This window comes from Collinsella aerofaciens (genome assembly GCF_001404695.1).
Taxonomy (GTDB): Bacteria; Actinomycetota; Coriobacteriia; order Coriobacteriales; family Coriobacteriaceae; genus Collinsella; species Collinsella aerofaciens_E.
In genome coordinates, this window is the sequence record NZ_CZAQ01000010.1 from 57,720 (window position 1) to 66,966 (window position 9,247).

The following is a 9,247-nucleotide window of genomic DNA, read 5'->3' on the forward strand; positions in this document are numbered from 1 at the left end:
TCATTTGGTTCATCACCGATCCGCGCGTTACATCGTCGATCTTCCGGCTCCCACCAAACGAGACGCCCATCTCGCGAACAAGGCTGGGGTAAACCGTTGTGCACAGCACGTCATAGAGCGGCGCCAACCTCACTTGTTTCCAACTTTCGTCCCACACGAGCGACCAGTTCTTAAGATGGTTATCGCAGTTACCTACGGCATAATCGAACAGCTGGTTATAGCCGATAAGGAACCTATCCTCCATTTGATTAGTCGACACCCTTCGCACCGCATCGACGATAAGTCCCAGATAATTGACGCCCGTCGGCTCATATTTAAGCTCACGCGAGATACCCTTGGCCTGACAAACATCTTCCTGGTGCAAACGATATGGAATTGGCAATCCATCAACCGAGCGTCCGTCATCCGACGTTACTCGATCAAATCGCTTCACAGCGATAATCGGCTCGGCGTCCTCAACCCGGATTAGATAGCATTCTTCGGCCGATAGGTCCATCAGAGATGCGGCTCTAACGCACATTGCTTCACACACCGTCTCGCCCGGAAATGTTTTCGACCCCGCCTTGAGGATGTGCGTAGATGGAGCCGCTCCATGAGGCAGGTACCATCCGCCGCACGGGTCATCGCCCGTATGGTAAAGGCCAACCTTCGCCTGAGCACCCGCAAGGGAGATTCGACTCTCTAGCGCTAAGTCAAAAGCAACCTCCGCCGGTGCGTATGCCAGCCTGCTTAGCCGCTCCCCATCTATCTCTTCATAGCCCATTTCGAGACCCTCGGCCGAAGGCTCTCGCGTCAAAACAAGAGCGCCGACGGGTTCATCGCGGACCAAATCGAGCACCTTAAAGTAATCTCCGCGTTCCGCTCGCGCCCTTTTCTCGAGGTCCCTATTAAGCTGCCCCTCTGGAATGATGCCAGAGAAAAAGGAGCCCGTTACGTCCGGGCTGAACGCCTCGGCCGACAAAGGCAGCGAGGCCGAAATCGGGGCCGCATCAGCACTCTCGAGATACTTGGGGTCATAGGCGAATATCGGAAGCCCGGCGTTTTCCTCTAATACGCCAACCAGCTGGTAGGAACCATTAAACTCACGATGAACGAACAGTGCGCCATCCATTATTTTCCCCTCACCTTCAGAATAAAATCGATATCCACGATGGAGGCGTAGTCGAAAATGACGCCAATTTCGACCGTTGTCCGCCCCCGCTCGATATCACCGATCACACGAAGGCTGCGACCCGTCATAGTCGCGACGTCACGTTGAGTTAAGCCAAGCTCACGCCTTCTGAGCCTGAGGGCCTTCCCCATCTCGGCCGGATCGAAAACCATGCGCTCCGAGAAAGCAGCTTCTGACGGCTTGAGCTTGATGCGCCCATCCAGCTTTTTAATCGTTGTCACTGTTCTCATGATGCTCCTAGCTATATTCCTATTCGTGAACACAGTATAAAACTACTAAGCTATGTTCATGTACGAGAATATAGTATCGACTTCATTAGCAATGTTCCCGTTCAGGAATATAGTTGTTAAAAGCCCCCGGTTTGTTCCCAGACGGGAAGATTCCGATCGGCCGCGCCATACGGGCCGGCTACTCAAAGTATTGGAACTTGTTCGTCGAGAAGGCAAACGTTACGACAAAACCTTCGCCGGGGTCGGACGCTGCGGTGACGTCGATGCCCATCTTGGAGCACAGGCGCGCCACCAGGTAGAGGCCGATGCCCGTTGCACGCTTGGTGGTGCGGCCATTGTCGCCGGTAAAGCCCTTCTCGAACACGCGTGGCAGGTCTGCCGCACACACGCCGCAGCCGTTATCGGCGACGGCAAGCTCAATGCGCTCGCTTGCCAAGCCCTCGTCCAGCAACGCGCCCGAAAACACGATCTTCGCGCCGTCCTCGCACGCATATTTAATGCTGTTCTGAATGAGCTGGCCCAGGATAAACTCGAGCCACTTCTCGTCGGTAAAGACCTCGAAATCGAGGTTCTCGCACACCGGAGCCACGTGCGCCGCAATGAGCTCGCGCGCGTTGGCCTTAATCGCACCCGCCACCAAGGTCTTAAGATCACAGCGGCGAATCAGGTAATCGCGCTCCACGACTTCCGAGCGCGCATAGTACAGCGCCTGGTCGATATAGCGTTCCACGCGATCCAGCTCGCGACCCAGGTCATCCACGCGCGACAGGTCGTCTTCGCTGCCGTCCAAGTTTTCCAAAATCAGATGGGCTGCCGCCAGGGGCAGCTTGGCCTCGTGGACCCAGCTCTCGATATAGTCGCGATAGTCATCGGTCTGACGCCGGCCTTCGGCAACCTCATCGCACGCGGCTTTACCCACCCGGCGCAGAACCTCGTACTCGAGCTCGCCCTCGGCATAGGTTGGGCATTGCACCATCTCCTGCACCCACGCAGGGCTCTCCAGCTCCTCGGCCGCACGCTCCAGCTGGTGCAGAAAGCGGCGACGGCGCGCATATTCGATCACGATACCCAGTACGCCAAAGATAAAGGACACGCCAACCGCCACGATCACGATGGATGCGGGGGCGCCGGCCACCGTCAGCACAAAGCAGCTCAGTAGCACGCCGCACGTCCACACGGCAACGGGCAGCAACGCGTCTTTAAAGAACTTGCCAAACGACATGGCCGGACCCTAAACCGAATAGCCTTGGCCGCGGTGCGTGGTGAGGTACCCCTTGACGCCGATCTTGTCGAGCGTCGCACGCAAGCGATTGATATTGACGGTGAGCGTGTTGTCGTCCACAAAGGCATCGGAATCCCACAGGTCCTGCATGATGGCCGAGCGCGAGACAATCTTGCCCACGCGACCCAAGAGCAGCGAGAGAATGCGCAGTTCGTTTTTGGTGAGCTCGGTACTGTCACCGGTTGCCGTATTGGTGACCGTGGAGCGGGCAAGGTCGAGCTCCAACCCCTTGTGGACCATGGTGCTGCGCTCGCCTGCCGACGTGGTGCGGCGCAGCAGCGCGTTGATGCGCGCCACGAGCACGCGCGCGCTATAGGGCTTGGAAATAAAGTCGTCCGCGCCGAGTGTCATGGCCATGACCTCGTCGATTTCGGTCGTGCGCGACGTAAGGACGATGATGGGGACCTCGGATTCGCGGCGGACTTCGTGGCAGATGTGCTGGCCGTCTTTGACAGGAAGCGTGAGGTCGAGCAGCACCAGGTCGGGCGCGGCAGCGAGAATATCGCGCGAGACGTGCTCAAACGATTCGCAGGACTCGACCTCAAAACCAGCACGGGCAAGGATGTCGGCGAGCTCGCGACGAATGGGCTCGTCGTCCTCAACGATATAGATCAGCGCCATGGATTACGCTCCCCTCTTAGTTGTCTTACAGCCATTATTGCCGCGAAGTCGCCGGCACGCGCCTCGCGCGGCAACAAGGTGACAGAACTGTTCGCGAACGAAAGGTTCGACTCGCCCTCGCTCGCAACGGGTGCGGGGATCAAATGATTATAAAATCCCCGCGCCAGAAAAATCATTTAGCGGCGGGCGCGGAGCTTTTCGTAACCGTCGGCGAAGAAGGTGACCATAGCAGCGTCCGCCTCGGCAGCGTCGGCATCGGCAGCGGGAACCACGCCGTGCTCGTCGCTCACCAGAAACAAAGCACCCTTGAGCTGCGCGGGAATGTCTACACGCGTGACCGAGATGCCCTTGGTCTGGGCCAGCTGCTCGATGAGCGTCGCCGTACCGCACAGGCACTCGTCCGCCGGCGCCACAAAGGCCAGCTCTCCGTCGTTGACGGAAGCGAGCAACTCGGGCGCCACGCCGGTTTCGTCGGCCTCGGAGCGGGCCTCGGCAGAGCGGGCACGCAGCGCCTTGGCCGAAGTATCGGCCAGCGGCTCGTACTCGCCCACCGTCATGGCGGCATTGCCGTTGACGTCGATCACTAGCATGAGCACGCCGTCGTGCGCGGTGTAATCGCCCTCGGCAAGCGACCACTCAACGTGCTGCTTTGCCCAGCTGAGCATGTTATGGGTGAGCGGCTCGCCCTGCACCAAGCGCTCGGACAGCGCACGGATGTGACGGTTGAGCATGGGTACCTTTTTGTTGGACATGCGCCACCGGCACACGAGCGCGGGCTCGTCGAGCGTAAACTTCTCAACCGCCTCCTGATTGGCGCAAAAGTCCTCGTACGCGCGCTGGTCCTCGGCATTGCCAAACAGCTCGGCATCATCAATCTGGGGCATGGTCATCCCTTTCGTGTTAGTCATTCCGTCCTCTTATACCAAAAAGACGGCCCTCCAAACGGAGCGGCCGTCTTTTGCAGAGATTATTTTGACGATATGGCCAAGCGACCGATCAGCTTAATGGGATAGAACAACATCCCATTAAGGGTTTTCCAAGTGCCCGAGATTGCCCCGAAAGAGGAGCGCCGCGTACTAAATGTACGCAAGCGACGGTTTGAGGGGCAAGGTCGGGTGCTTGGGAAAGCCCTAGTGCCTAAAATGCCTGGCACCTGTGAAGACCATCGCGATGCCGTGCTCGTTGCAGGCCTGGATACTCTCGTCGTCGCGCTTGGAGCCGCCGGGCTGGATGATGCAGGTCACGCCGTGAGCGGCAAGCACGTCGACGTTGTCGCGGAACGGGAAGAACGCATCGCTTGCGCAGGCAAAGCCGCCCTTCTCCACGCCCTCGCGCTCGCAGAAGTCCTCGGCGCGCTCGCAGGCAAGCAGCGCGGAGTCAACGCGGTTGGGCTGACCCGGGCCCATGCCAATGCCGGCCTTGCCCTTGGAGACCAGAATGGCGTTGGACTTAACGCCCTTGCAGACCTTCCAGGCAAACTCGAGCTCGGCCATCTCGGCGTCGGTGGGCTTGCGGTCGGTGGGGAACGTAAAGGTCGCGGGGTCCTCGGTCACGTGGTCGACCTCCTGCACCAGCATGCCGCCGTCGATGGAGCGCAGCTCCACCTTGGCGCCGTGGTCCACGCCGCCGGTAGCCAGCACGCGCAGGTTGGGGCGCTTGGCCATGCGCTCGAGCGCCTCGGCGGTGTAACTCGGGGCGATGATGACCTCAACGAACTGCTTGTTCTGATCGGCAAAGTGCTCAACCAACTCAAAGGGAACCTCGCGGTTGCAAGCGATGATGCCGCCAAAGGCGCTCTTGGGATCGCAGGCAAAAGCGCGGTCGTAGGCAGCCGTGATGTCCTCTGCAACGGCGGAACCGCAGGGGTTCTGGTGCTTGAGGATCACACAGGCAGGCTCGTCGAACTCGCGGACCAGGTTCCAAGCGGCGTCGGCGTCCAGATAGTTGTTGTAGCTGAGCGGCTTGCCCTGAATCTGCTCGGAGCCAACGAGCGGGAACTGCGAGCTCGCGGTGTTCTCGCAGCCCTCGGCAAAGCGATAGACCGTGGCCTTTTGCTGCGGGTTCTCGCCATAGCGCAGGTCGTCGACCTTCTCGAGCGAAACCTCGAGCCTGGCAGAAGTGTCCGCCACGTCGCCTGCCTGGGCGGCAAGCCAACGGGAGATAGCCGTGTCGTAGGCGGCAGTGGTCTGGTAGACCTTCACCTGCAGACGACGACGGGTGGAAAGCGTGGTGCAACCGCCGGTCTCGTGCATCTCTGCCAGGACGGCGTCGTAGTCGGCCGGATCGGAGATGACGGTAACGCTCGCAGCGTTCTTGGCGGCAGAGCGCAGCATGGAGGGACCGCCGATGTCGATGTGCTCGATGGCGTCCGCAAAGGTGACCTCGGGGTTGGCGACGGTCTTCTCGAACTCGTACAGGTTGACGACGACCAGGTCGATCAGCTTAATGCCGTGCTGAGCCGCCTCCTGCATGTGCTGCTCGGAATCGCGGCGGGCCAGCAGCGCGCCGTGAACCTTGGGGTGCAGGGTCTTAACGCGGCCGTCCATCATCTCGGGATAGCCCGTGAACTCCTCGATGGGGGTCACGGGAACGCCCGCATCCTCGATAGCACGAGCCGTACCGCCCGTAGAGATGATCTCGACGCCAAAGTCATCGACCAGCGTCCGTGCGAAATCGACGACGCCCGTCTTATCGGTAACCGAGATCAACGCGCGGGCGATCTTCACATCAGATCCCATGCAGTCCTCCTGTCTGGTACGCCGCCGTGCTCTGTGAGTCGGTGATACGTCGATCTGCAGCGCTCGCGCAGCGGCATTGAAAATACTGATTTAATGTAGCGCATCGAGCGCATCGATGCACCCCGCAACGGCCGCATGTGCAGAAAAAGCTTGCGAGCGGAGGGTATGGTGCGGCACCGGGCACGGTGAGTTCATGGAACACAGGGGCACCATAATTAGATGCCAATGGCGTGGTAGAACTGTGCTCGATATGCATCCGCAAAAGAAAGAGGCACCATGGTCTCGCGGGTTCTCTACCGACCGTTTGACACCGAAGACTTCGACGCCATCGCGCTGATTCTGCAGCAGCTTTGGCATAACAATTCGGATAACGATGAGTACAACCGCCTCGAGGCCGCGTGCGACCTCGCCTATTGCCTTTCGTCGTCGACGTTTTCGCAGGTTGCCGTAATCGACGGCCAGGCGCGCGGCATTGCGCTCGCGCGTGCGGGGCAAAGCTCCGGCGCCGCCGTCAAGGAACATTGGATGGATACCGAGCGCGCGCTGCTATCGCAGATGCGCGAGCTGGAGCCCGATGCCTGCGCCGAGTATCTCTCGTTTGTGCGCGCAACCATCCGCACCAACAACCGTCTGCTCGAAAGCAGCCCCCTGCCACACGACAACGAGGTCACGCTGCTTGCCGTGGATCGCGATGTCCATGGCTTGGGCGTCGGCTCGGTGTTGCTCGATGCTGCGGTCTCGCACCTGTCCTCACGCGGAGCGACGAGGGCGCACCTGCACACCGACTCCAACTGCTCGTGGAAGTTCTACGAGCTGCACGGCTTTAAGCGCACGGCAACGCACCGCGCCAACCGCGAAGAGCGCCGCCACGACATGCCGCGCGAAAGCTTCCTCTACGAGCTGGACCTAACCGCCTAACCCCGGTAGCCACACCTAGTCATTCAAGAACGTCCCATCTCGGCACATAAGAAAGGGACGGGCTTTCCCCGACGGCTGTCGAGAAAAGCCCGTCCCGTAATTTAGGACCGCTAGAACGTTCCGCCGCCGCCTCCGCCGACGCCGCCTCCGCCGCCCGAGAAGCCACCGCCTCCGCCGCCGCTCGAACTATCGGAACTCGAAGCCAGATCGCGGATGGTCTCGTGATACACGTCGTTAAACGAATCGAGCGGGGACTCGGTACCGTAATGATGGTAATACCACCAGTAGCAGGGATAATTGTCGTAGAAGCCATCTGCCTCGCGCACCTCGGGCGGGACGGCCTCGGCAAGCTGACGCAGCACTTCCTTCGAAACGCCCAGCGCAACACCCATCACCAGCAGCTTGTTCCACAGCACCAGATCTCCCGGGACGGCCTCCTTCAGGCGCGTAAAGTCCTCGAGCCAATGCTTGAGCGCCTTGCAGCGAGCCGCCACCTCGGCGCCCTCCGGCGTGTAACGGCGGAAGGTGCAGCTCAGGACAAAACCCACAATCGTGACGGGGATCGAGACCATAGCGGCACCGACGTTGGCGTCCGCAAAGTCGGTATAGAACAGAGAACCCAAAATGCCAAAGATAGTGATGATGCCGAGAACCAGGCCGGCCACCATCGCGATAGTGCCATCCGATGCGATAAACTCGCGCTCCTCCAGCTTGCCCTTAACCGTGCTCTGATAGTCCTCGAGCTTGTCGCCAACAGATTCAGTACGCTCGCTGGCATACTCCTCCAGCTCGCTAAACGTGCGCGAACGGACGCCGTCTTTATCGGGCTTAACGCCAGCGAAGAAGACCTTGAGCACGTCGCGATCGATGCCGTCCTTCTTGGCAGCCTTCCAGGCCTCGTCGGTCACTGTGATGCGATACGTCCGCTCCTCTTTTTCGCGACGGAGCAGACCCTTCTTCTTGGTCTCGGTCGCTTCTTCTAGCTTGATCACGCGGTCGTCGGTCAGCTTCATCAGCGTGGCGATATATGCCTGATCGGGCACGTCGTTCCAGCTCATAAGAGCTGCAAGCACCGCGGGATGGTCGGCCGAGGGCACGTCGCGGAAGTATTCATCTTGGAAAAGCGGCTTTGGCTTGCGACGGCGCAGCTTGAGCACGACGATTACGCCGGTAAAGGTCACCGCCGCGACAACACTTACCGCGGCAAGCGTATTTGCGATCATGCGGGCGCGGGCGCGGCGGGCGTTGGCCTCCTCGGCCCATGTCTTCTCCTCGCTCAGGATTGTCGGCATGCGCTCCTCGCTCGAGGCGGAAAGTCCTGGCACCCAGTCGCTGGGGAAGGCGATGCGCGCCTCGGCAAATTCGCCCTCGTGCACGCACGGAATGGTGTAGGTGACCATGGGTTCGTCCGCATCGATCGATACGTCGCCCGTCAGTGGGCCGTGGCCCCACGCACGGAAGTTGTCGCCCTTGCTCGCTGGCGTTCCGATGGCACCGTCCGCGAAGTAAACTTCCATCTCGACGTCGTCGGAATTCGCAGACCAGCCGTCACCCACGAACTTCCAGTAGAGCTCGGCGGTATCGGCCCAGTTCATAACCGCACCGGTCATGGTGTAGCTCACGTAATAGATCGCGCTGTCGTCGCTCTCGTGGGGGCTGAAAACCTTGATCCTTACGCTGCCGTCGGACTGCTCAACCGTATAGACGCCGCTGTCGCCTTTGTTTGCATAGTCGACCCTGCTAAACGCGGCATCGTCTTCCTCGACGCTCAGCACTTCGACGCCCGCCGTGCCGCCCTGCTGGTTGGTGCCCGTATTGATATCCCAATACACGCCGTTGATATCGTCATCGAAATCAAACTGGCGTCCCTCGACAACGGTCAGCGATCCATCGGCTTCAACCGTGGCACCGATATAGGTTTGGGTCATGGAGTAGCCGTCGGCGTGCGCGGCGGCAGGCAGTAGCAACAACGCAAGCGCGACGAGTGCGCAGACGGAAGCGAATCGCGCAAACAGGTGGCGCTGCCGGCAGGTCTTGGCAACGGGGGCGTTCATAGGCACATCCTTTGTCTGTGATACCAGTAGCGTCATTGTCCCACGTTTGCGGGTTCATGTGACGAACATCTAGGTCAGCGGAGTGTCAAAACGGGACAAAAGTCACGCCCGCACCCCGGCAGTTAGTCATTGGGTGTTCCTATAGTTTTGTCAACCGTCGGGGCTACTCCCGGTAGGGCACCCGGTCGCGCATCACGGCGTATATCGCCCTGAGCCGCTTCCTCGCGACGGCC

The 9,247-nt window shown here is 60.1% G+C and carries 8 protein-coding genes; 1 reads left to right on the top strand and 7 read right to left on the bottom strand.

Features of this window, described 5'->3' with window-relative positions; genetic code table 11:
* The 6 genes from AQ996_RS04045 to purH form a co-directional block, all read right to left on the bottom strand.
* Positions 1-1,111, bottom strand: a 1,111-nt coding sequence (locus AQ996_RS04045) for a HipA domain-containing protein (RefSeq protein ID WP_172674607.1), incomplete at its 3' end; no start/stop codon positions are given.
* A complete protein-coding gene (locus AQ996_RS04050; RefSeq protein WP_082435520.1) occupies positions 1,111-1,401 on the bottom strand; it encodes a helix-turn-helix domain-containing protein in 291 nt (96 codons plus the stop codon). The genes AQ996_RS04050 and AQ996_RS04045, both read right to left, overlap by 1 nt.
* 178 nt (positions 1,402-1,579) lie before the next feature.
* Positions 1,580-2,623 (bottom strand): sensor histidine kinase, encoded by a 1,044-nt coding sequence (locus AQ996_RS04055; RefSeq protein ID WP_055251271.1) that lies wholly within the window; start codon positions 2,621-2,623, stop codon positions 1,580-1,582.
* A 9-nt stretch (positions 2,624-2,632) separates the two neighbouring features.
* Complete coding sequence (locus tag AQ996_RS04060; protein WP_055251273.1) at positions 2,633-3,304, bottom strand: response regulator transcription factor; 672 nt, start codon at positions 3,302-3,304, stop codon at positions 2,633-2,635.
* Between the two features lie 176 nt (positions 3,305-3,480).
* On the bottom strand, positions 3,481-4,188 hold the full coding sequence (locus tag AQ996_RS04065) for a hypothetical protein (RefSeq protein WP_233502255.1): 708 nt from the start codon (positions 4,186-4,188) through the stop codon (positions 3,481-3,483).
* A gap of 246 nt (positions 4,189-4,434) precedes the next feature.
* A complete protein-coding gene (gene purH / locus AQ996_RS04070) occupies positions 4,435-6,042 on the bottom strand; it encodes a bifunctional phosphoribosylaminoimidazolecarboxamide formyltransferase/IMP cyclohydrolase (RefSeq protein WP_055251274.1) in 1,608 nt (535 codons plus the stop codon).
* Between the two features lie 276 nt (positions 6,043-6,318).
* Between purH and AQ996_RS04075 the strand changes: the two genes are divergently transcribed.
* Positions 6,319-6,960 carry a GNAT family N-acetyltransferase gene (locus tag AQ996_RS04075; protein ID WP_055251276.1) on the top strand — a complete coding sequence of 214 codons (642 nt, stop codon included), beginning with the start codon at positions 6,319-6,321 and terminating at the stop codon, positions 6,958-6,960.
* Between the two features lie 110 nt (positions 6,961-7,070).
* On the opposite strand, the gene AQ996_RS04080 is transcribed toward AQ996_RS04075, so the two are convergent.
* Entirely contained in the window at positions 7,071-9,014 is a 1,944-nt protein-coding gene (locus tag AQ996_RS04080; RefSeq protein WP_055251278.1) for a DUF2207 domain-containing protein, read from the bottom strand.
* Positions 9,015-9,247: the final 233 nt, after the last annotated feature.